Source organism: Pseudoduganella dura, assembly GCF_009727155.1.
Classification (GTDB): Bacteria; Pseudomonadota; Gammaproteobacteria; order Burkholderiales; family Burkholderiaceae_D; genus Rugamonas; species Rugamonas dura.
Genome location: NZ_WNWM01000002.1, coordinates 4,911,444 through 4,932,895, shown reverse-complemented (window position 1 = coordinate 4,932,895; position 21,452 = coordinate 4,911,444). Strand labels below are relative to the sequence as shown.

At 63.8% G+C, this 21,452-nt stretch carries 19 protein-coding genes; 1 reads left to right on the top strand and 18 read right to left on the bottom strand.

Annotation, left to right across the window (positions count from 1 at the left end; all coding sequences use genetic code 11):
• Nucleotides 1–126 precede the first annotated feature (126 nt).
• Entirely contained in the window at nt 127–2,211 is a 2,085-nt protein-coding gene (uvrB, locus tag GJV26_RS21570; protein WP_155710771.1) for an excinuclease ABC subunit UvrB, read from the top strand.
• A gap of 114 nt (nt 2,212–2,325) precedes the next feature.
• Here uvrB and GJV26_RS21565 read toward each other — a convergent pair whose 3' ends face one another.
• The 18 genes from GJV26_RS21565 to ndk form a co-directional block, all read right to left on the bottom strand.
• The gene (locus tag GJV26_RS21565) at nt 2,326–3,522 is read right to left on the bottom strand and encodes an IS4 family transposase (protein ID WP_155710308.1); all 1,197 of its coding nucleotides are present in this window, start codon (nt 3,520–3,522) and stop codon (nt 2,326–2,328) included.
• Between the two features lie 161 nt (nt 3,523–3,683).
• Entirely contained in the window at nt 3,684–4,280 is a 597-nt protein-coding gene (locus tag GJV26_RS21560) for a MarC family protein (protein WP_155710770.1), read from the bottom strand.
• 95 nt (nt 4,281–4,375) lie between these two features.
• Nucleotides 4,376–4,921, bottom strand: a complete 546-nt coding sequence (locus tag GJV26_RS21555; RefSeq protein ID WP_155710769.1) for a phosphoribosyltransferase — start codon at nt 4,919–4,921, stop codon at nt 4,376–4,378.
• Between the two features lie 27 nt (nt 4,922–4,948).
• A complete protein-coding gene (locus GJV26_RS21550; protein ID WP_155710768.1) occupies nt 4,949–6,262 on the bottom strand; it encodes an adenylosuccinate synthase in 1,314 nt (437 codons plus the stop codon).
• Between the two features lie 4 nt (nt 6,263–6,266).
• Nucleotides 6,267–7,427, bottom strand: coding sequence for an ATP phosphoribosyltransferase regulatory subunit (locus GJV26_RS21545; protein ID WP_155710767.1), 1,161 nt, complete (start codon nt 7,425–7,427; stop codon nt 6,267–6,269).
• A 199-nt stretch (nt 7,428–7,626) separates the two neighbouring features.
• Nucleotides 7,627–8,505, bottom strand: a complete 879-nt coding sequence (gene hflC / locus GJV26_RS21540) for a protease modulator HflC (RefSeq protein WP_155710766.1) — start codon at nt 8,503–8,505, stop codon at nt 7,627–7,629.
• A complete protein-coding gene (hflK, locus tag GJV26_RS21535) occupies nt 8,505–9,785 on the bottom strand; it encodes an FtsH protease activity modulator HflK (protein ID WP_155710765.1) in 1,281 nt (426 codons plus the stop codon). Before hflK ends, hflC begins: the two co-directional genes overlap by 1 nt.
• A 3-nt stretch (nt 9,786–9,788) precedes the next feature.
• Complete coding sequence (gene hflX / locus GJV26_RS21530) at nt 9,789–10,925, bottom strand: GTPase HflX (protein WP_155710764.1); 1,137 nt, start codon at nt 10,923–10,925, stop codon at nt 9,789–9,791.
• A gap of 63 nt (nt 10,926–10,988) precedes the next feature.
• A complete protein-coding gene (gene hfq / locus GJV26_RS21525) occupies nt 10,989–11,225 on the bottom strand; it encodes an RNA chaperone Hfq (RefSeq protein ID WP_093558029.1) in 237 nt (78 codons plus the stop codon).
• A 350-nt stretch (nt 11,226–11,575) separates the two neighbouring features.
• A complete protein-coding gene (gene der, locus GJV26_RS21520) occupies nt 11,576–12,922 on the bottom strand; it encodes a ribosome biogenesis GTPase Der (protein ID WP_155710763.1) in 1,347 nt (448 codons plus the stop codon).
• Nucleotides 12,923–13,139: 217 nt separating this feature from the next.
• Nucleotides 13,140–14,294, bottom strand: coding sequence for an outer membrane protein assembly factor BamB (gene bamB, locus GJV26_RS21515; RefSeq protein WP_155710762.1), 1,155 nt, complete (start codon nt 14,292–14,294; stop codon nt 13,140–13,142).
• Between the two features lie 104 nt (nt 14,295–14,398).
• Nucleotides 14,399–15,052: a YfgM family protein gene (locus tag GJV26_RS21510; RefSeq protein ID WP_155710761.1), complete on the bottom strand. Its 654-nt coding sequence runs from the start codon at nt 15,050–15,052 to the stop codon at nt 14,399–14,401.
• An 18-nt stretch (nt 15,053–15,070) separates the two neighbouring features.
• Complete coding sequence (gene hisS / locus GJV26_RS21505; protein ID WP_155710760.1) at nt 15,071–16,423, bottom strand: histidine--tRNA ligase; 1,353 nt, start codon at nt 16,421–16,423, stop codon at nt 15,071–15,073.
• Between the two features lie 26 nt (nt 16,424–16,449).
• Nucleotides 16,450–17,718, bottom strand: a complete 1,269-nt coding sequence (ispG, locus tag GJV26_RS21500) for a flavodoxin-dependent (E)-4-hydroxy-3-methylbut-2-enyl-diphosphate synthase (RefSeq protein WP_155712637.1) — start codon at nt 17,716–17,718, stop codon at nt 16,450–16,452.
• Between the two features lie 5 nt (nt 17,719–17,723).
• On the bottom strand, nt 17,724–18,731 hold the full coding sequence (locus tag GJV26_RS21495) for a helix-turn-helix domain-containing protein (RefSeq protein WP_155710759.1): 1,008 nt from the start codon (nt 18,729–18,731) through the stop codon (nt 17,724–17,726).
• 13 nt (nt 18,732–18,744) lie between these two features.
• Nucleotides 18,745–19,605: a type IV pilus biogenesis/stability protein PilW gene (gene pilW, locus GJV26_RS21490; protein WP_155710758.1), complete on the bottom strand. Its 861-nt coding sequence runs from the start codon at nt 19,603–19,605 to the stop codon at nt 18,745–18,747.
• Complete coding sequence (gene rlmN / locus GJV26_RS21485; RefSeq protein WP_155710757.1) at nt 19,605–20,777, bottom strand: dual-specificity RNA methyltransferase RlmN; 1,173 nt, start codon at nt 20,775–20,777, stop codon at nt 19,605–19,607. Before rlmN ends, pilW begins: the two co-directional genes overlap by 1 nt.
• Nucleotides 20,778–20,900: 123 nt before the next feature.
• Nucleotides 20,901–21,326 (bottom strand): nucleoside-diphosphate kinase, encoded by a 426-nt coding sequence (gene ndk, locus GJV26_RS21480; protein ID WP_137314018.1) that lies wholly within the window; start codon nt 21,324–21,326, stop codon nt 20,901–20,903.
• Nucleotides 21,327–21,452: the final 126 nt, after the last annotated feature.

The following is a 21,452-nucleotide window of genomic DNA, read 5'->3' as shown; positions in this document are numbered from 1 at the left end:
ATTGTCTTGCGCAGTGATGACTGGGCACGGCAATTGCAAGGCACGGCGGTAACAGGTGTGCTGGCCGCTGTGCCATGACTGCACAGTGTGGTGTGCAACTCCCTATTCTAGCAAAGGTCTGACTTCATGGCTGATTTATCACTGGCTGGCGCCCCCGAGCCCACCGTGCTGACGTTCCCTGGCTCGCCGTTCAAGCTGCACCAGCCCTTCCCGCCCGCCGGCGACCAGCCGACGGCGATCGACAGCCTGTGCGAAGGCATCGAGGATGGCCTGTCGTTCCAGACGCTGCTCGGCGTGACGGGTTCCGGCAAGACGTACACGATGGCCAACGTGATCGCCCGCATGGGCCGTCCGGCGATCGTGTTCGCGCCGAACAAGACACTGGCGGCCCAGCTGTACAGCGAGTTCCGCGAATTCTTCCCGCAGAACGCCGTCGAGTACTTCGTGTCGTACTACGATTACTACCAGCCGGAAGCCTATGTGCCGCAGCGCGACCTGTTCATCGAGAAGGACTCGTCGATCAACGAGCACATCGAGCAGATGCGGCTGTCGTGCACGAAGTCGCTGATGGAGCGGCGCGACGTGGTCATCGTGGCCACCGTGTCGGCGATCTACGGTATCGGTAATCCGAACGAATACCACCAGATGATCCTGACGCTGCGCGCCAAGGACAAGCTCAGCCAGCGCGACGTGATCGCCCGCCTGATCCAGATGCAATACACGCGCAACGAGGTCGACTTCGGCCGCGGCACGTTCCGCGTGCGGGGCGATACGATCGACATCTTCCCCGCCGAGCACGCCGAGCTGGCGGTGCGCCTGGAAATGTTCGACGACGAGCTGGAGTCGATCCAGCTGTTCGACCCGCTGACCGGCCGCGTGCGCCAGAAGATTCCCCGCTTTACCGTCTACCCCGGCTCGCACTACGTGACGCCGCGCTCGACGGTGCTGCGCGCGATCGAAAGCATCAAGGCGGAACTGCGCGACCGGCTGGAGTTCTTCCGCCAGGAAGGCAAGCTGATCGAGGAACAGCGCCTCGAGCAGCGCACCCGCTTCGACCTGGAAATGATGGCCGAGATCGGGTTCACGAAAGGCATCGAGAACTATTCGCGGCACCTGTCCGGCGCGATGCCGGGCCAGCCGCCGCCGACGCTGATCGATTACCTGCCGAAGGATGCGCTGATGTTCATGGACGAGTCGCACGTGCTGGTCGGCCAGCTGTCGGCCATGTACAACGGCGACCGCTCGCGCAAGACGAACCTGGTGGACTACGGCTTCCGGCTGCCGTCGGCGCTCGACAACCGCCCGCTGAAGTTCGAGGAATTCGAGAACAAGATGCGGCAGATGATCTTCGTCTCCGCCACGCCGGCCGACTACGAGCAGAAACATGCCGACCAGGTCGTGGAACAGGTGGTACGCCCGACCGGCCTGGTCGACCCGCTGGTGATCGTGCGCCCGGCGCGCACGCAGGTCGACGACCTGCTTTCCGAGATCAACGACCGCATCGCCAAGAACGAGCGGGTGCTGGTGACCACGCTGACCAAGCGGATGTCCGAGCAGCTCACCGAATACCTGGGCGACCACGGCATCAAGGTGCGCTACCTGCACAGCGATATCGAAACGGTCGAACGGGTTGAAATCCTGCGCGACCTGCGGATCGGAACGTTCGACGTGGTCGTCGGCATCAACCTGCTGCGCGAGGGCCTCGACTTGCCGGAAGTATCGCTGGTGGCGATCCTGGACGCCGACAAGGAAGGCTTCCTGCGCTCCGAGCGCTCGCTGATCCAGACCATCGGCCGCGCGGCGCGCAACCTGAACGGCGTGGCGCTGCTGTACGCGGACCAGATGACCGATTCGATGAAGCGTGCGATCGACGAGACCGAGCGGCGCCGCGCCAAGCAGCTCGCCCACAACGAGAAGCACGGCATCATCGCCCGCGGCGTCAACAAGGTCATAAAGGACATGATCGACGGCGTGTACGACCCGAGCAAGCAGGCCGACAACCTGAAAGCCGCGCAGGAGACCGCGAAGTACGAGACGATGAACGAGAAGCAGGCCTCAAAGGAGATCAAGCGCCTCGAGAAGCTGATGATCGAGCACGCGAAGAACCTGGAGTTCGAGAAGGCCGCGCAGGTGCGCGACCAGCTGCACCTGCTGAAGGAGCAGATGTTCGGCGCGCCGGGGGCGGACGTGATTTCGATCACGGGCAAGTAAGCCCTGCCCCTCCCATGAAAAACGCCGCGTCACGCGGCGTTTTTTATTGCCCGAAACCGGGGTCAGACCCCGAATTCTGGAAATATTTCCTATTTATGGGGTCTGACCCTGAGCCTACCCCTCGAATTCCCAAGTGCGGACCATCGAAACGAGTTCGATAAATGCATATTTGATGGCCGATGGGGAGAGTCTGGGTCGACGATAGTCGTCGACCCAGTGCATTGCCAACGAGAAGATTGAAAGGCAGCTGCCTGCCTTGGGATGGCTGCCGTAGTGGACTTCATAGCCAGCCGCTCGTGCCGCTAAGCCGATCAGCCATAAGGCATAAGTGAGCAATGCACCGATTAGTAAAAGTGCCGCCAGACGAAGCAGGCTTGTAGTCTGGCTATGTCGCAGTGCCATTCCCCATTTGGCATTCTTCAGGTCGCGGAAAGTCTGCTCGATTTGCATGCGCCCAGAGTAAATTTTGATGATGTCGTCTGCACGAAGCTGTGCCAGTGCTGGCGAAACGGCGAGTAGCCAAGGCTCACATTGGGCAGCGCTGTTTTTCTTGCTGTGGCGCGCGCGCGCAGGTTGACCGGATTTCGTCAAGCAATGCCGTCCTTTCGATTTGGACTTGTACAGCACTAATCGGCAGTCGACAGGGTTGGAGCGGACATGAAAAAAATAGCCCAAATCGCGCGCTTTTGCGGTAGCTCTTGAGTACAAGCTTTTGCAGCCGAACCAGTCGTTGCCGTTCTGTTGGCACACCAAATCACGGTTGCGTATCCGTCCGACCCAGCCAAAGCCGAGCTGATTGAGCGTTTTAAACCACGTAGCACGAAATCCTGCATCGGTGATGATGATGGCGCGACAGTGCGCTGGCAGGATGGTTTTCAGGGTCTTCATGAAGCACTTATGGACCAAAGATGCCGCGAGCCTCTCCTGAGGGTGGACCTCCTCGTAGAGCGTAAAGGCGCGTCCTTCGATGATGGCTGCTGCACGCAGCAATTGAGCACTGCCATCTGCGCGAATTTCTGACCAATCTACTGCTACCTGCACGTATTGCCTGGATTGAAGAAGGCGTTGGCTCATTGCTCGGTATATCTGCACCCGCTCTTTGGCCAGATGGGGATTGCTCAGCAAACGGTCACAGCACTTGATGCGATGCCGAAGACTTGTTTGTGACCTGAGCTGCTTACCGATGCGTACAACGCCCAGCCCGGCACGAGCTGCAGCTTGCACAATTTGAGCTAGGCAAGCTCGGCGTTTAGCGTGAATTGATGGGCACTCCTGCCCCAACAATCGTTGTATGATTTGGCGTGCATGCATGGTCCGTGCCTTTCATTTGCAGTTTGGTCGCTACGAATGAAAGGGCTAACACGGCCATGCATGTGCCGTTTTTGGGATTGAAGTTAACAGCTTCCCATATGGTTTACAACAAAAATTTGAGGGGTAGGCTCAGGGTCTGACCCCATTTCCAGGCGATGCGGCTACAGCGTCTTCACGAACTCCCTGATCCCGCCCAGCAGCATCTCCACCGACATCGCCGCCAAAATCAGCCCCATCAGCCGCTCGAAGGCCGTCATCACCTGCGTGCCCAGCACCCTCTGCAAGCGGTCGGCACCGAGGAACACGGCCAGCCAGACCACCACGACGGCGGCCAGCGCGGCGACATGGATCATCACGTCGCCCCGGGTTTCGCTGGAAAACAGCAGCACGGTGGCCAGCGCCGACGGCCCGGCCAGCGCGGGAATCGCCAGCGGCACGATGAACGGCTCGCCGCCCTCGTTTTTTCCCAGCACGCCGTCCGGATGCGGGAACACCATGCGGATCGCGATCAGCAGCAGGATCACGCTGCCGGCGATGCGCAGCGATACTTCGGAGAGGCTCAGCGCATGCAAGAACGGGCGGCCGAAGAACATGAAGACCAGCAGCACGGCGAACGCGATCAGGCATTCGCGCACCACGATCCTGGGTCGCCTGGCCGGCGGCACCGGCTGCAGCGCGGCGGCGAACAGCGGCACGTTGCCGAACGGATCGGTCACGAGCAGCAGCAGGATGAAGGTCTGGAAGAAGTTCTCGGTCATCGGGGCACTCTCTTTGTTTTTATGTTTCGGCTACCACAACGAAAAATGGCGGAAGGCCTTCCGGCCCTCCGCCATTGTCGCGCAGGCGCAAACGCTTATGCGTTCGTTTCGCCCTTTTTCAGCCACGACGCCAGCTGGTGCGGGCGCAGGCCGTCGTAATCCTCGAACGGCTGGTGGATCCACGGGTTGTGCGGCAGTTCCTGCATCTGGTAGTCCGGCTTGAAGGCCGAGCTGCCCTTGGTCCAGATCACGGCGGAACGCACTTCCTCGACTTCGCTGTAATTGGCCTTCAGGTGATCGATCACCTTCATCAGCGTGACACCGGAATCGGCCAGGTCGTCCACCAGCAGGATCTTGCCTGCCAGCGCGCCGCGCGTCACCGTGATGTACTTGGCGATGTCGAGGTCGCCCTGCACCGTGCCCTTGTCGGCGCGGTAGGAGCTGGTCGACAGGATCGCCAGCGGCACGTCGAAGATGCGCGAGAACACGTCGCCGGGGCGCACGCCGCCGCGCGCCAGGCACAACACCATGTCGAACTTGAAGCCCGATTCGTAGACCTTCAGGGCCAGGCCTTCGACCAGGCGGTTGTACTCATCCCAGGTCACCCACAGGTGCTTGTCGTCGGATTGAGGAGTGCTCATAGTTTTTCTTCCTGCTTGTGGCTTTTTTTATTCGAACGGATGACGCAGCACGATGGTTTCTTCGCGATCCGGTCCCGTGGAAACCATGTCGACGGGTACGCCGACCAGTTCCTCGATGCGCTTGATGTAGGCGCGTGCCGCCGCCGGCAGGGCCGCCAGCGATTTCGCACCGACGGTGCTGTCGGTCCAGCCCGGCATTTCTTCGTAGATCGGCTCGCAACGGCCCGCGTCTTCGGCGCCGACCGGGAAGATGTCGACCTTGCGGCCGTCCAGCATGTAGCCGGTGCACAGCTTCAGCGTTTCCAGGCCGTCCAGCACGTCCAGCTTCGTCAGGCACATGCCGGACACGCCGTTGATCTGCACCGAGCGGCGCAGCAGCGCGGCATCGAACCAGCCGCAGCGGCGGGCGCGGCCCGTCACGGTGCCGAATTCATGGCCCACCTGGGCCAGGTGGTGGCCCACGCCGGCATCGGTCGGCAGCTCGGACGGGAACGGGCCGGAACCCACGCGCGTCGTGTAGGCCTTGGTGATGCCCAGGATGTAGTGCAGCATGTTCGGGCCCACGCCGGCACCGGCGGCGGCATTGCCGGCCACGCAGTTCGACGAGGTGACGAACGGATAGGTGCCGTGGTCCACGTCCAGCAGCGAGCCCTGCGCGCCTTCGAACAGCAGGTTGGCGCCGGCCTTGTGCGCGGCATACAGCGCGCTCGACACGTCGGCCACCATCGGGCGCAGGCGCGGCACGTAGGCCAGCGCGTCGTCCAGGGTCTTCTGGTACTCGACCTTCGGCGCCTTCAGGTAGTTTTCCAGCACGAAGTTGTGGTAGTCCAGGTTCTCGGCCAGCTTTTCGGCGAAACGCTTTTCGTTGAGCAGGTCGGCAACGCGGATCGCGCGGCGCGCGACCTTGTCTTCGTAGGCCGGGCCGATGCCCTTGCCGGTGGTGCCGATCTTGGCGGCGCCGCGGGCCGCTTCGCGGGCGCCATCGAGCGCGGTGTGGTAAGGCAGGATCACCGGGCAGGCTTCGGAAACCTTCAGGCGGGAAGCGACTTCCACGCCCACGGCTTCGAGCTTGTCGATCTCGCGCAGCACGTCCGGCACGGACACCACGACACCGTTGCCGATGTAGCAGGCCACGCCCGGGCGCATGATGCCCGAAGGGATCAGCTGCAGCGCGGTCTTCACGCCGCCGATCACCAGCGTGTGGCCGGCGTTGTGGCCGCCCTGGAAGCGCACCACGCCTTGCGCGTGTTCCGTCAGCCAGTCGACGATTTTGCCCTTGCCTTCATCGCCCCATTGGGTACCGATGACGACCACGTTTGTTGCAGTGATTTTTTTTGACATCACACTAACCTAAGTTTTTAAGAATCCAGTTACTACCACTCTCGTCGAGCACCAGCGCGCGGTCGCACTCGAACTCGTCCTGTTCATTGCTGTGACCCGGCAGGGACTGGATCACAACTTCGCCGGACTTGCGCAGCTCGGCGATACGTTCCTTCAGCTCGGGCGAATTGCCCCATGGCGCGCGGATCGCATGCTTGCGGTCCGCCGTCGGCAGCAGGCGCGCCAGTTCGCGCAGGTCCATCGAAAAGCCCGTCGCCGGGCGGGCGCGGCCAAAGGCCTCGCCCACGTGATCGTAGCGTCCGCCGCGCGCCACCGCGTTCGGCAGGCCCGGCACGTACAGCGCGAAGGTGGCGCCGCTTTCGTACTGGTAGCCGCGCAGGTCGGCCAGGTCGATCGCCACCTCGGCGCGGCCGATCGCGGACGCGGCCAGCGCGGCCAGTTCGGCCAGCGCCTTGGTGATGCCCGGCAGGTCCGGCAGCGCATGCCTGGCATTGGCCAGCACGTCCACGTCGCCATACAGGTTCGGCAAGGCCAGCAGCGCATCGCGCGTGGCGGAGGCATACTGTGCGGTCAGCTCGCGCAGGCCCGGCACATCCTTCGCGCGCAGCAGCTGCACGATCGCGTCGTGGTCGCGCGCGGCAAGCAGATCCAGGTCGAGGATCGCGCGCAGCACGCCCACGTGGGCCAGGTCCAGCCGCACCTCGGTGAAACCGGCCATTTCCAGCGACGCCAGCGCCAGTTCCTGGATCTCGGCATCCGCTTCCAGGCCGGCGTGGCCGTAGATCTCGGCGCCGATCTGCAGGGGTTCGCGGGTGGCGTGCAGCCCCGAAGGACGGGTGTGCAGCACCGGGCCCGCATAGCACAGGCGGGTGACGGAGGCCCGGTTCAGCAGGTGGGCATCGATGCGGGCCACCTGGGTCGTCATGTCGGCACGCAGGCCCAGCATGCGGCCGGTGATCTGGTCGACGAGCTTGAAGGTGCGCAGGTCGGTATCCTGACCGGCACCGGTCATCAGCGACTCCACGTACTCCAGCAGCGGCGGCATCACGAGTTCGTAACCGTAACGCCGGAAGTTATCCAGCATCAGGCGGCGCAACTCCTCGATCTTGCGCGCCTCGGACGGCAAAACGTCCGCGATATGTTCGGGCAAAAGCCAATTCGGCATGGGAAAACCGGTTTGTTGAAAAACGTTCAATCGGCACGGCGCGCCGATAGGCGGCGGAAGCCGAACCGCATATTTTACGCGAAAGTGTGGCCAAACAGGAAAAAAACTGCCTTCGGGTATGAAGCCGAAGGCAGTTTTACGGGGCGTGGGCGGTGTGCCCGAAGCCCGTGGCGCAAGCCGGCCGGGCTTGCCAGACCGGTTATTTCCCGGCCGAGCCGCTACCCTTGAAGTACTTGAAGAACTCCGAATTCGGATCCACCAGCATCACGTCCGCCTTGGTCTTGAACGAAGTGCGATAGGCTTCCAGGCTGCGGTAGAACTTGTAGAACTCGGGATTCCGGCCGAATGCCTCGGCATAGATGGCGCTGGCTTTCGCATCGCCCTCGCCGCGGATCTTCTCGGCTTCGCGGTAGGCTTCCGACAGGATCACGGAGCGCTGCTTGTCGGCATCCGCACGGATCTTTTCGGAGTCGGCGGAACCGGTCGAACGCAGTTCATTGGCCACGCGCAGGCGCTCGGCCTTCATCCGCTCGTAGACGGAATTGTTGATCTGTTCGACGTAGTCGACGCGCTTCAGCCGCACGTCCAGGATCTGGACGCCGATCTGCTGCGCCTCGTTGACCACTTTCGAGCGGATCGCTTCCATCACCTTGCCGCGCTGGCCGGAAATCACTTCGCGCACGGTGCGTTTGGTGATCTCTTCGTTCAGCGCCGCCTTGACGATCTGCGCCATGCGGTCGCGCGCCCGGCCCTCGTCGCCGCCGAAGCTGACGAAGTACAGCCGCGGCTCCACGATGCGCCATTTGACGAACGAATCGACCAGGATGTTCATCTTCTCGGCCGTGATGAAGCGGTCCGCCTCCGGCGAGTCGAGCGTGAGGATGCGCTTGTCGAGCCACATCACGTTCTGGAACGGCGGCGGCAGCTTGAAGTGCAGGCCCGGCTCGCGGATCACCTGCTTGACTTCACCCAGCGCGAAGACGATCGCGAACTTGCGCTGGTCCACCACGAACACGGTGGACGACAGCAGCATCAGCGCGATGAACGCGGTGACAACGAAAGTAACGATACGGTTCATTAACGGCCCTCCCGGCTACGGGACGATTCACGTGCGCGGTTCTGTTCGCCGCTGTACGTCTGGTCGGGTGGCGGCAGCAGCACGGCGGCCGGTGGCGGCGCGGTCACGTTGGCGCGTTGCGCCTCGGTGGCGGCGACCTGGGCGATCAGCTTGTCCAGCGGCAGGTACAGCAGGTTGCTGCCGGCCTTCGAATCGACCATCACCTTGCTGGTATTGCTGAAGATCTGCTGCATCGTATCGAGGTACATGCGGTCGCGCGTCACGCCCGGCGCTTTCTGGTACTCGACCAGCACGGACTTGAAGCGGTCGGCATTACCGCTCGCGTTCTCGACCACCATCGAACGATAGGCTTCGGCTTCCTGCAGCAGGCGGAATGCCGCGCCGCGCGCGATCGGTACCACCTGGTTCGCGTAGGCCTGGCCTTCGTTCTTCAGGCGCTCACGGTCCTGGCCGGCCTTGACGGCATCGTCGAACGCGGTCTGCACCTGCTCCGGCGGCTGCACGCCCTGCATCGTCACGTTGGTGACCAGCGCGCCGGACGCATAGCGGTCCAGGATCTGCTGCATCAGCTGCTGCGTGTCGTAGGCCACCTTCTCGCGGCCTTCATAGAGCACGAAGTCCATCTTGCTGCGGCCCACGATCTCGCGGATCGCCGTTTCGGCGACCTGGCGCACGGTGTCCTCCGCATCCCGGTTGTTGTACAGCCAGGCGACGGGGTCCTTCAACCGGTATTGCACGGCGAACTGGATATCGATGATGTTCTCGTCGTCGGTCAGCATCAGCGATTCGGTGGCCTGCTTGTTGCGGGTGTTGCCGCGGTAACCCACTTCCACGGTCCGTACCTGCGACACGTTGACGGTTTCGTTTGACTGGAACGGATACGGCCAGCGCCAGTTGAAGCCGGCCGGGGTATCGTGGCTGTAGCGGCCGAAGGTCGTGACGATGCCCTTCTGGCCTTCCTGCACGATGAATGCGCCACTGGCCAGCCAGACCAGCACGGCAATGGCCGCGACCGCGCCGACGGTCACGCCGGCGCCGCGCAATTCGCTGCCGCCGCCGCCGGTGCCGCCGCCACCGCTGTTGTTGTTGCGGTTCTTGTTGCCGAACAGGCCGTTCAGGCGCTGGTTGAAGTCGCGCCACAGCTGATCGAGGTCAGGAGGACCGTCGCCGGGCTTCTTGCCTTCCTGGGCCTGCCTGTTGTTGTCCTTGTCCTGCCCCCAGCGGGGGTCGTTCAGGGACAACTTCAGGCCTAATCTTTTCGCTAGTGAGGAAAGAGGCATGTTTTAAACGTCGGTGAATGTGGAAATGGCATCGGCCGGCGTGTCGTCCTTCGGACGCGCACTTGCCTCGCGGTGCTGCTGGGCTGCCTCGGTGAGCGACGCACGCAGCAGATCGAGGCCGTCACCCGTCCGGGCGCTGATGAACACGCGTGAAATCTTATCATGTTCATCACGTTCCACCGCCGGCTCCAGGCCGGCCGCGTCGATCTTGTTCCACACGAGGATCTGCGGAATATGGTCGGCGCCGATCTCGCGCAGCACGGCATTGACTTCTTCGATCTGCTCCATGCGCACAGGGCTCGCTCCATCGACGACATGCAGCAGCAGGTCGGCATGGATGGTTTCCTCCAGCGTGGCGCGGAATGCCGCCACCAGCTGGTGGGGCAGCTCGCGCACGAAGCCGACCGTGTCGGAAATCACGACATTGCCGGCCTCCTCACCCATGAACACGCGGCGCGACGTGGTGTCGAGCGTGGCGAACAGCTGGTCGGCCACGTAGACGCCGGCCTTGGTCAGCGCGTTGAACAGCGTGGACTTGCCGGCATTGGTGTAACCGACGAGCGATATGGAGAAAGCGTTGTTGCGGCCGCGCGAACGACGCTGCGTCTCGTGCTGCTTGCGCAGCTTGGCCAGCCGCGCACGGAGCATGCGCACCCGCTCGCCGATCAGCCGGCGGTCGGTTTCCAGCTGGGTTTCACCAGGACCGCGCAGGCCGATACCGCCCTTCTGGCGTTCGAGGTGAGTCCAGCCGCGGATCAGCCGCGTGGAAAGATGCTGCAACTGGGCCAGCTCGACCTGCAGCTTGCCCTCGTGGCTCTGGGCACGCTGGGCGAAGATGTCGAGGATCAGGCTGGTACGGTCGAGCACCCGCACGTTCAGGCGCTTTTCCAGGTTGCGCTGCTGGGCAGGCGACAGCGCGTGATTGAAGATGACGATCTCCAGCTGGTGATCCTGCACGGCATGGCCGATTTCATCGGCCTTGCCGCTGCCGACGAAGTAGGCAGCATCGGGGCTGGAACGCTTGCCGGTGATGGTCGTGATGGGCTCCGCTCCTGCGGAACGCGCGAGCAGCATCAATTCATCGACACTGGCGGCGAAGTCGCCCTGGCCGAAATCCACCCCGACTAAAGCTGCGCGCATGGGATGGCCAGGAAACGTTGAAGCGGAAGACGAAGCTGTGGCGTTGTCGCTAGGATCAACGCGTTACTCCGCCTCGGAATCGATGTTGAGGTTGACGGCGCGGGCCGGTACCACAGTCGAAATGGCATGCTTGTACACCATCTGCGTAACGGTATTGCGCAGCAGGACGACGTACTGGTCGAACGACTCGATGTGACCTTGCAACTTGATACCGTTGACGAGGTAGATCGAGACGGGAACGTGCTCCTTGCGCAGCGCGTTCAGGAATGGGTCTTGTAACAATTGCCCTTTATTGCTCATAACTACTCCAGTTTATGTTGTTGTGTTGGAATTGGAGGCGAAACGCTTGATTTCAAGTGCCGGCTGCTCCTTATTGCAGAGGTAAAGACGCCCTCTGCCAAACGGAAATGCTTCTCAGCTACTGTAACCTGTTTTTGTGAATTATGCAGGGGTGTGCAAATGAAAACGAGGAAAAAAGATAACGTGAAAATGTGAAGCCGGTCCGCGTGCGGACCGGTGTTTCGGCAGATCTCGCGTGGCATGCGCCCACTGGTGCCAGGCACGTTTTCCGGATGATTCGACCGGAAAAATTGTCTGGCACCGGCTTTCGATTGCCGGCGACCCGATCGCGGCAGGCTGCCGACGGCAGGTCAGCCCTTGTCGCGCTTGTCGAACGGGTTTTTACCGGTGCGCAATTCGATGCGCAGCGGCGTCCCCACGAGCTGGAACGTGTCCCGGAAATGCTTTTCCAGGTAGCGCTTGTACGGCTCGCTGATCGCATCGAGGGAGTTGCCGTGGATGACGATGATCGGCGGGTTCATGCCGCCCTGGTGGGCATAGCGCATCTTCGGCCGCAGGCCGCCCTTGCGCTTCGGTTCCTGCTTCTCGACCGCTTCCAGCAGTGCACGCGTAAGCTTCGGCGTCGACAGGTCGGCCATGGCGGCTCCGTAGGCGGCGTCCACGGATTTCATCAGCGGGCCGATGCCGGTGCCCTTCAGTGCCGAGATGAAGTGGGTCTTGGCGAAGCCGAGGAAGTCCAGCTTGCGGTCCATGTCGTTCTTGACCTGGTCGCGCTGGTGCGTCTGCAGGCCGTCCCACTTGTTCACCGCCAGCACCAGGGCGCGGCCGCTTTCGAGAATGAACCCGGCGATGTGCGCATCCTGCTCGGAGATATCCTGCTGGGCATCGAGCATCAGGACCACCACGTTCGCTTCCGAGATCGACTGCAGCGTCTTGACGACCGAGAATTTCTCGATCGCCTCGAACACCTTGCCGCGGCGGCGGATGCCGGCGGTATCGATCAGCGTGTAGTGCTTGCCGTCGCGTTCGAACGGGATCTCGATCGAATCGCGGGTGGTGCCGGGCATGTCGAACGCGATCACGCGCTCCTCGCCCAGCAGCGTGTTGATCAGCGTGGACTTGCCCACGTTCGGCCGGCCGACCAGCGCCAGCTTGATGCCGCGTTCGGACGGCAGCAGCTCATCGGCGTCGTCCGGGCGCGAGGCGAACGCCTTGTCCAGCGTTTCCTGCACCAGGTCGTTCACGCCGTCGCCGTGGGCGCCGGAGATGGCATACGGATCGCCCAGGCCCAGCTCGTAGAAATCCGATACGGCCGAGGTGTACTTCATGCCTTCGGCCTTGTTCACCACCAGCAGCACCGGGCGGCCGCTGCGGCGCAGGAAGTCCGTGATGGTCTTGTCGTGCGGCGTCATGCCCTGGCGGCCGTCGACGAGGAAGATCACCACGTCCGCTTCGGCCACGGCCTGCTTGGTCTGCAGCGCCATCTGGAACATGATGCCTTCCTTGGCGACCGGTTCGAAACCACCGGTATCGATGACCAGGAACGGGCGGTCGCCGACGCGGCCCTCGCCGTAGTGACGGTCACGCGTCAGTCCAGGCAAGTCCGCCACCAGCGCATCGCGCGAGCGGGTCAGACGATTGAAAAGGGTCGATTTCCCGACGTTCGGGCGCCCCACGAGTGCAATTACCGGCTTCATTTGTATTCTGCTCGACCGCGTTGGCGATCATAATTACTGCTTGGTTTGTTGGGATACTGGATGCCCGCGCTGGCGGGCATCTTCATTGCTCAGTTACTTGCTCAGCTACCAGTTCGATTACTTGTTCAGCTACGCCCCCGGCTGCCTGCCTGGTTGGTTCTCCAGCTGCCTGGCCGGCGACGTGTTCGGTAGCGTCGCCTGCCGACTGCGTGCCGGATTACTCGACCGCGATCGCGATCACCGTTCCCGACTGGGTCTGGAAGATCATGTTCGAGCCGGCCACCAGCGGCACCGACCTGATCGGGCTGCTATCGGTCGCCACCCGGCCGAGCATCGAACCGTCCTCGCGCGACAGCAGGTGCACGTAGCCCTGGAAGTCGCCCACGGCGACCACCCGGCCGTACGACAGCGGCGTCGCCAGCACGCGATTGGTCAGCGAATCGTTCTTCCACGCGCTCTGGCCGCCTTCGCGGCCGAAGGCGGAAACGTTGCCCTTGTCGTCGGCGACGAAGACGAAGCGCTGGTCGGCGCCCACGCCCACGTCGGACGATGCCGGCTTGGTCCACTTGGCCGCGCCCGTGGACAGGTCGAAGCAGCCGACCTTGCCCTGGTACGTGACGGCGCAGATATCGCCGCCGACGACGACCGGCGTGCCGCCGATGTCCGACACGCGTTCCAGCTCGGTGGCGCCGCGCGGCTCGGCCACGGACACCTCGAAGCGGGGCACGCCGTTCGCCAGCGACAGCGACAGCAGCTTGCCGGCCGGCTGCGCCACGTAGACGTTCGGCTGCGCCACCACCATGCCCGGCGCGTTGCGCAGGGTCAGCGGCGGCGTGGTGCGCTGCAGGAACCACTTGCGGTCGCCCGTGCGCGTGTCGTAGGCGGTGATCTTGTTGTCCATGCTGCGCACGATCACCAGTTCGTCGGTCACGGCCGGCGCCGACAGCACCTCGGACGATGCCTGCACCTTCCACTGCACCTTGCCGGTGGCCGCGTCGAACGCCATCACGGTGCCCTTGGCGCCGCCCACCGCCACCAGCTTGCCGTTGGCGCCCACGCCCGCGGTCAGCTCGGTGCCGGCCTTGATCTTCCACTGCGAGCGGCCGGTGGCCGCGTCGAGGCGTTCGATATTGCCGTCGTTGTCGGCGATGAACAGGCCATTGTCGGCCAGCGCCGGCGAGAACACGTACAGGCCGGCCTTGCCGGTGGAATGCTTCCACACGACCTTGGCGGGGATCGGCGACTTGATGTCCACCAGCGCCGCCGGGGGATTCTTGTCTTTTTCCTTGAACGGATTCAGCGAGCTGAGGGAACTGCACGCGGCCGTCATGGACAGCAGGCTCACGCCGATTACTTTACCGGTGATACGCATAAATTAAACCTTGCTCCTTACAGGTGGGGTACGAGCGGCCCGCGCCCGCGCGGCATCATGGCCGCGGGCGGCGCAGGTCGTGGCGCTGGCGCCATGGTTGAACATCAGGCCGCGGCGGGCTTCTGTTCCGGCACCGTGCCGCCCACGGCTTCGAGCTTGAGCTCGATCAGCTGGCGCGCCGGGCTTTTCTCGGTCGTGCCGGCCAGCGCGGCCAGGTATGCGGCGCGGGCTTCGGCCAGCTTGTTCTGCGCGGCCAGCACATCGCCCTTGCGGTCGCTGACGGCAGCCGAGAACTGCTTCGGCACCTCGCCGTCCAGCGCCTTCAGCGCCGCGTCGTAGGCTTTTTCATCCAGCAGCACGCCGGCCAGGCGGATCTTCGCGATCGCCTTGTACTCGTCGTTGCCATGCTCGATCACCCACTGCAGCTTGGCCTTGGCGGTTTTCAGGTCGCTGGCGTCGAACGCGCTTTTCGCGGCGGCCAGCGCGGCCATCTGCGCATACGAACTGCGGCCGTAGCGGCTTTCCAGATCGGCTGCGGCGCGCTGCACCTTGGCGTTGTCCTTGCCGACCGACGCCTGCAGCTCGTCATACAGCGCGGACGCCTCGACGGACTGCGTGCGCTGGTAATACTGCCAGCCGGTCCAGCCGGAATAGGCGGCCAGGCCGGCGACCAGCACCCACGTCGCCGCGTTGCCGTACCTGCTCCACCACGCCTTCAGGGAGGCGAGCTGTTCTTCTTCTTGGTGATCGAATGCCATGGAATCTTCCCTTCGGGATCAGTGATGGTGGTGATGTTCGTCGCAGTCGTCGCCGCATGCGTTGCCGCCGATGATCTGGTCGACCACGTAGCCGACCACTTCCTCGAAGACCACGGTGGCCTGCTGCTGTTCGCCTTCGGCGCCGCGCAGCGCCTTCACGCTGGCGGTGTTGTTGGCCACTTCGTCCTCGCCGATGATGATCGCGAACGACGCGCCGCTGCCGTCGGCCTTCTTCATCTGGCTCTTGAACGAGCCGGCGCCGGCCGCGGTGGCGCAGTGCAGGATCACGTCCAGCCCGGCATCGCGGATGCGCTCGCCCAGGATGAAGGCCTGCATCTGCGCTTCCGCGCCCTGGTGCACCAGGTACACGTCGCACTGGTTCGGCGCGGCCGTTTCGCCGGCCGACTTCATCAGTTCGATCAGGCGCTCGATGCCCATCGCGAAGCCGACCGCCGGCGTGGGCTTGCCGCCGAACTGCTCGATCAGCGGATCGTAGCGGCCGCCGGCGCACACGGTGCCCTGCGAGCCCAGTTCGTCGGTCACCCACTCGAACACGGTGCGGTTGTAGTAGTCGATGCCGCGCACCAGGCGCGGGTTGACGGTGTACTGCACGGCGTTGCGGTCGAGCAGGTTCTTCACGCCCTCGAAGTGCTTCAGCGATTCCTCGCCCAGGTAGTCCAGCAGCTTCGGCGCGCCCTCGACGATTTCCTGCAGCGCCGGGTTCTTGGTATCCAGGATGCGCAGCGGGTTGCTGTGCAGGCGGCGCTTGGCGTCCGCGTCGAGCAGTTCCTCGTGCTGTTCCAGATACTTGATCAGGTCCACGCGGTGGCGCGCGCGCTCTTCGGCGTCGCCGATCGAGTTCAGTTCCAGGCGGATGTCCGGCAGGCCCAGGTCGTCCCACAGGCGACGGCACAGCAGGATCAGCTCGGCGTCGATATCCGGGCCGGTAAAGCCCACCGCCTCGGCGCCGAACTGGTGGAACTGGCGGTAGCGGCCGCGCTGCGGGCGCTCGTGGCGGAACATCTGGCCCTTGTACCACAGGCGTTTCGGGCCGTCGTACACGAGGTTATGTTCCAGCACGGCGCGCACCACGCCGGCGGTGCCTTCCGGACGCAGCGTGAGCTGGTCGCCGTTCATCGAATCCTCGAACGAATACATTTCCTTTTCGACGATGTCGGTCACGGCGCCGATCGCACGGGCGAACAGGCGGGTTTCCTCGACGATCGGCGTGCGGATGTTCTGGTAGCCGTAGCTTTGCAGGATCGACTGCGCGGTGTTCTCGAAGATCTCCCACAGGTGGGCGTCGGCGGGCAGGATGTCGGGCATCCCTTTCACGCTGGTGATCTTCTCTGCTTTTTTGTTTTCGGACATGACTTGATTTCTTTTGATTGCAGCCGTCAGACGACGGCGGATGTCGAGTAATTCTTCTTCACGTAATCCAGCACGATCTGCTGGAATTCCTGCACGATCGTGTCGCCGCGCAGCGTGGCGAACTTCTGGCCGTCGACGAACACCGGCGCGGCCGGCGATTCGCCGGTGCCCGGCAGGCTGATGCCGATGTTGGCATGCTTCGATTCGCCGGGACCGTTGACGATGCAGCCCATCACGGCCACGTTCATCCCTTCCACGCCCGGGTGGCTCTTCTTCCATTCCGGCATCTGCTCGCGCAGGAAGGTCTGGATATCGTCCGCCAGTTCCTGGAACGTGGTCGACGTGGTGCGTCCGCACCCCGGGCACGCGATCACCATCGGCATGAACTTGCGCAGGCCCATCGTCTGCAGGATTTCCTGACCGACGATGACTTCCCTGGTGCGGTCGCCGCCCGGCTCCGGCGTCAGCGAGATGCGGATCGTGTCGCCGATGCCTTCCTGCAGCAGCACCGACAGCGCGGCGGTCGACGCCACGATGCCCTTGCTGCCCATGCCCGCTTCCGTCAGGCCCAGGTGCAGCGCGTAGTCGCAGCGCTTGCCCAGCTCGCGGTAGACGGCGATCAGGTCCTGCACGCCGGAGACCTTGCACGACAATACGATCTTGTCGCGGCCCAGGCCGATTTCCTCGGCGCGCTGGGCGTTCTCGATGGCCGACGTGATCAGCGCCTCGTACATCACCGCCTGGGCGCTCCACGGATTGGCGCGCACGGCGTTCTCGTCCATGATGCGTGCCAGCAGCGCCTGGTCCAGCGAGCCCCAGTTGACGCCGATGCGCACCGGTTTCTGGTGGCGGATCGCCACTTCGATCATCTGGGCGAACTGGGTGTCGCGCTTGGCGCCCTTGCCCACGTTGCCGGGATTGATGCGGTATTTCGACAGCGCGGCCGCGCAATCCGGGTATTCGGTCAGCAGCGTGTGGCCGTTGTAGTGGAAATCGCCCACCAGCGGCACATCCACGCCCATCTTGTCGAGCTGGTCGCGGATGTACGGCACGGCCTGCGCCGCCTCGGGCCGGTCCACCGTCAGACGCACCAGCTCGGAACCGGCGCGCGCCAGCTCCTTGATCTGGATCGCGGTGCCGACGGCATCGGCGGTATCGGTATTGGTCATCGACTGCACGACGACGGGGTGGTCGCCGCCGACCCATACCTTGCGGTCGCCATGCGCGACCAGCACGCCCTTGCTGGGGCGGCGGGCGGCGGGGCCGGAAGGAATCGCGGTATTGTATTCGGTCATGCTCATTACTTGATCTGGACGCGGGAAATGGTGCCGTTCGCCACTCTCGGCAGTGCCAGCGGCTGGCCGCGCAACGTGGCCTGCACGCCCTCGGGCTTGCCGACGATCAGCGTCGACTGGCGGTCGATTTCAAAAGTCTCGGTGCTGCCCGCCTTGACCAGGCGGGAAATCAGCGGTGCGGCGCCGGGGCGGCGGATCTCGACCCACGAATCGGACGTAAAGGCCAGCGTCAGCGTGTTCGCGCCCTGGGCCGCGGCGGCGGCCGGCACTGGCGTTGCCGCCGTACCCGCGGGCGCCGGCACGGCAGGCGTCGCAGCCGGCGTGGCCGTGGCGGATGGCGCCGGCGTCGTCACCAGCGGCGCGGTGTTTTCCGGCGATACCGGTGCCTGGCCGGGCGTGGACACCAGCGGCACATTCGGCGACAGCAGCGGCGTGCCTGCCGTGGTCGCGGCGGTGCCCGGCGTGGCTGCGGCGGACGGGGCAGCCGGCGTGGCCGGGTTGACCGCCGCCGTGCCGGCCGGGCCGGCCACCGGCTTGCGCAGCGCGGACGGCGAGATCAGGCCGGCCTGCCAGGCGCCGGCGCCGGCGATGACGGCCAGCGCCACCAGGCCGCCGACGATCCAGACCTTCGTCTTCGACTGGCGCGAAGCCAGCGTGGGAAAGCGCGATTGCGAGAACGTGGTGGTGATCTTTTCGCGCCTGATCGGCGTGTGCTCGCTGGGAGTGACCGATGGCGTCACTTCGATCTGCGCCACCAGCGGCGCCGGATCGAGCCGCACCACCTTGGCGTAGGCGCGGATGAACCCGCGCGTGACGGCCATGTTCGGCAGCGACGCGAAGTCGCCCTGCTCGAGCGCCACCACCTGGCGCGGCGCCAGCTTCAGCTGGTCCGCGATCTGCTCGACCGAAAGGCCCATGGCCTCGCGCTGCGCGGCCAGCGTTGCGCCGGGCGCGGCACCAAGGCGTCGCTCTTGCGGCTGACTCTGCGGCTGTTTCTGCCCTTCTGAATCCATTATTACCCCTGTCTCACTCATCAAACGCCCCACGCTGATACGCAGCATACTCGGGCGAGGCGGTATGGTGGCGGCGTAACTGCGTTGCCCAAGCTTCTTCCGCCCCCTTGTCGCCGAGCCGGTGCTGCACCCTGATCGCCAGCCACAGCACATCTGCCGGCAGGCTGTCGGCCCTGGCCACCTTGCCCAGGCGGGTAATGAAGAAGTTCGCGCGCACGTAGTCGCGACGCTCGTAATAGACCCGCGCCAGGTTGGCGCTGGTCGACGGCTGATCCGGTGCCAGCTGCAGTGCCTGCAGCAAATATTGCTCGGCCCGTTCGTAATTCCTGCTCTTCAGCGCGCAACTGCCGGCATTGTTCATGGCCTTCACCGGCGACGAATACTGGCGGCTGGCCAGCGCCGCGTCGAACCAGCGGAACGATTCGGCCACGCGGTCGTTCTGGCACAGGAACGAACCATAGTTGTTCGCGATGTCCGGATTGTTCGGCGCCAGTTGCAATGCGCGCTTGAAATTATCATCGGCCAGCGCGTTCTCGCCCATGCGCATGTAGATCAGCGCGCGCACGCCGTAGGCTTCCGCGTAGTCGGGGTCGGCGGCAAGCGCTTTCTTGATCTCGTCGAGCGCGATCGGCAACTGGCCCTGCTCGAAGTAACCGACCGCCAGCTGCATGCGGATCTGGGCGCGCTTTTGCGCGGCCGTGGCATCGGACAGCGTGGGCAGCTCGGCCTTGCCGCTCGTGGCGCCCATGCCGCCCATGCCATTCGCGCCCGCCGTGCCCGCCGGACCGCCGGTACAGGCGGACAACTGCGCGACCAGCAGCCCGGCCATGCCGAGGGCTGCCAGGCGCGTGCGGCACTGGGCGCTCGGCTGCATCAGGAACGGATCTCCACGATCTTGCCGAAGTCGGCACCGAACTTGGTCTTGTATTCCGCCATCTTTTCCATGCGCTCGGCCACGCGGGTGCGGTCCTTGACTTCGCCGGCGAGCTGGCCGCACGCGGCGTCGATGTCGTCGCCCCGGGTCTTGCGGATCGTGGTCACGATGCCGGCATTCATCAGGATCTCGGCAAACGCCTTGATGCGGGGATTTTTCGAGCGCGTCAGGCCCGATTCCGGGAAGGGGTTGAACGGAATCAGGTTGAACTTGCAGTTGATGCCGTATTGCGGGTGATTCACCAGCGCGATCAGTTCGCGGGCATGTTCGTCGGTATCGTTGAAACCGTCCAGCATGCAGTATTCGAACGTGATGAAGTCGCGCGGGGCGAATTCCAGGTAGCGCTTGCACGAAGCCAGCAGCTCGGCCAGCGGGTATTTCTTGTTCAGCGGCACGAGGCCGTTGCGCAGCTCGTCGTTGGACGCGTGCAGCGAGACCGCGAGCGCTACCGGCACATCCTGCGCCAGCTTGTCGATCATCGGCACGACGCCGGACGTGGACAGCGTGACGCGGCGGCGCGACAGGCCGTAGGCGTTATCGTCCAGCATCAGTTTCAGCGCGGTGGCGGTCGGCTCGTAGTTCAGCAGCGGCTCGCCCATGCCCATCATCACCACGTTGGTGATCTGGCGCTCGCCTTTCGGGCCCGGCTCGATGCCTTTCGTGCGGCGCAGCTCGAATTCGGCCATCCACAACTGGCCGATGATCTCGGCCACCGTGAGGTTGCGGTTGAAGCCCTGCTTGCCCGTCGAGCAGAAGCGGCAGTTGACGGCGCAGCCGGCCTGGGTGGAAATGCACAGCGTGCCACGGTTTTCTTCCGGAATGAACACGGTTTCCACGGCATTGCCGTTGCCCACGTCCACCAGCCACTTGCGGGTGCCGTCCGTCGAGGTATGGTCGCTGATCACCGCCGGCGCCGTGACATGGGCGCGCGTCTTCAGCTTCTCGCGCAGCGACTTGGCGAGATCGGTCATGCTGTCGAAGTCCGACGCGCCGAACTGGTGGATCCAGCGTTGCAGCTGCTTGGCGCGGAACGGCTTCTCACCCAACTGCGCGCAGTAGTCGATCAGTTGCGCGGGATCGAGGTCCAGCAGGTTGGTGAGGGTCGTTTCCATAAGCTTGCCTAATCTTGTATCAAAACGCTTGTTTCAAAACGCCTTCGCCCCGGACATGCCGGGGCGCCAGGCGGTACAGCTCTGGTTGCTACTTTAGTGCGAAAGCACCGTCAATCTGTTCGATTAACGGGAGTACACGTTCAGTGCCGGGAAGTAGTATGCGATTTCCGTGGCGGCGGTTTCGGCAGCATCCGAACCGTGAACGGCGTTGGCATCGATGGAATCGGCGAAATCGGCGCGGATCGTGCCTTTTTCAGCTTTCTTCGGATCGGTTGCGCCCATCAGGTCGCGGTGCGCGGCAATGGCGTTTTCGCCTTCCAGGACGGTGATCATCACCGGGCCGGAAACCATGAAATCGACCAGGTCCTTGAAGAACGGACGGGCAGCGTGCACGGCGTAGAAGCCTTCGGCTTCGGCGCGCGACAGTTGGGTCATGCGGGCAGCCACGATTTTCAGGCCTGCACCTTCGAAACGGCTATAGATCTGGCCGATGACGTTCTTCGCGACTGCGTCCGGTTTGATGATGGACAGGGTGCGTTCGATTGCCATTATGAAAAACTCCAGTAAAAAGAAAGGGTTAAAACAGAATTGATTTCTCGATCAACCTTTGATTTTAGCATAGAACACCCCATATACTATGCGTGTTGGGGCGGAAGATGGCGTTACAAGCGGCAG

Bases quoted from the DNA above. Each gene is read 5' to 3' on its own strand.
- pilW (WP_155710758.1), bottom strand. From the start codon at position 19,605: ATGCAGCCGAGCGCCCAGTGCCGCACGCGCCTGGCAGCCCTCGGCATG.
- hflC (WP_155710766.1), bottom strand. From the start codon at position 8,505: ATGAACCGTATCGTTACTTTCGTTGTCACCGCGTTCATCGCGCTGATG.
- hflX (WP_155710764.1), bottom strand. From the start codon at position 10,925: ATGCGCGCAGCTTTAGTCGGGGTGGATTTCGGCCAGGGCGACTTCGCC.
- hflK (WP_155710765.1), bottom strand. From the start codon at position 9,785: ATGCCTCTTTCCTCACTAGCGAAAAGATTAGGCCTGAAGTTGTCCCTG.
- uvrB (WP_155710771.1), top strand. From the start codon at position 127: ATGGCTGATTTATCACTGGCTGGCGCCCCCGAGCCCACCGTGCTGACG.
- GJV26_RS21495 (WP_155710759.1), bottom strand. From the start codon at position 18,731: ATGGATTCAGAAGGGCAGAAACAGCCGCAGAGTCAGCCGCAAGAGCGA.
- ndk (WP_137314018.1), bottom strand. From the start codon at position 21,326: ATGGCAATCGAACGCACCCTGTCCATCATCAAACCGGACGCAGTCGCG.
- rlmN (WP_155710757.1), bottom strand. From the start codon at position 20,777: ATGGAAACGACCCTCACCAACCTGCTGGACCTCGATCCCGCGCAACTG.
- GJV26_RS21550 (WP_155710768.1), bottom strand. From the start codon at position 6,262: ATGTCAAAAAAAATCACTGCAACAAACGTGGTCGTCATCGGTACCCAA.
- hisS (WP_155710760.1), bottom strand. From the start codon at position 16,423: ATGTCCGAAAACAAAAAAGCAGAGAAGATCACCAGCGTGAAAGGGATG.
- ispG (WP_155712637.1), bottom strand. From the start codon at position 17,718: ATGACCGAATACAATACCGCGATTCCTTCCGGCCCCGCCGCCCGCCGC.
- bamB (WP_155710762.1), bottom strand. From the start codon at position 14,294: ATGCGTATCACCGGTAAAGTAATCGGCGTGAGCCTGCTGTCCATGACG.
- der (WP_155710763.1), bottom strand. From the start codon at position 12,922: ATGAAGCCGGTAATTGCACTCGTGGGGCGCCCGAACGTCGGGAAATCG.
- GJV26_RS21555 (WP_155710769.1), bottom strand. From the start codon at position 4,921: ATGAGCACTCCTCAATCCGACGACAAGCACCTGTGGGTGACCTGGGAT.
- GJV26_RS21545 (WP_155710767.1), bottom strand. From the start codon at position 7,427: ATGCCGAATTGGCTTTTGCCCGAACATATCGCGGACGTTTTGCCGTCC.
- GJV26_RS21565 (WP_155710308.1), bottom strand. From the start codon at position 3,522: ATGCATGCACGCCAAATCATACAACGATTGTTGGGGCAGGAGTGCCCA.
- hfq (WP_093558029.1), bottom strand. From the start codon at position 11,225: ATGAGCAATAAAGGGCAATTGTTACAAGACCCATTCCTGAACGCGCTG.
- GJV26_RS21510 (WP_155710761.1), bottom strand. From the start codon at position 15,052: ATGGCATTCGATCACCAAGAAGAAGAACAGCTCGCCTCCCTGAAGGCG.
- GJV26_RS21560 (WP_155710770.1), bottom strand. From the start codon at position 4,280: ATGACCGAGAACTTCTTCCAGACCTTCATCCTGCTGCTGCTCGTGACC.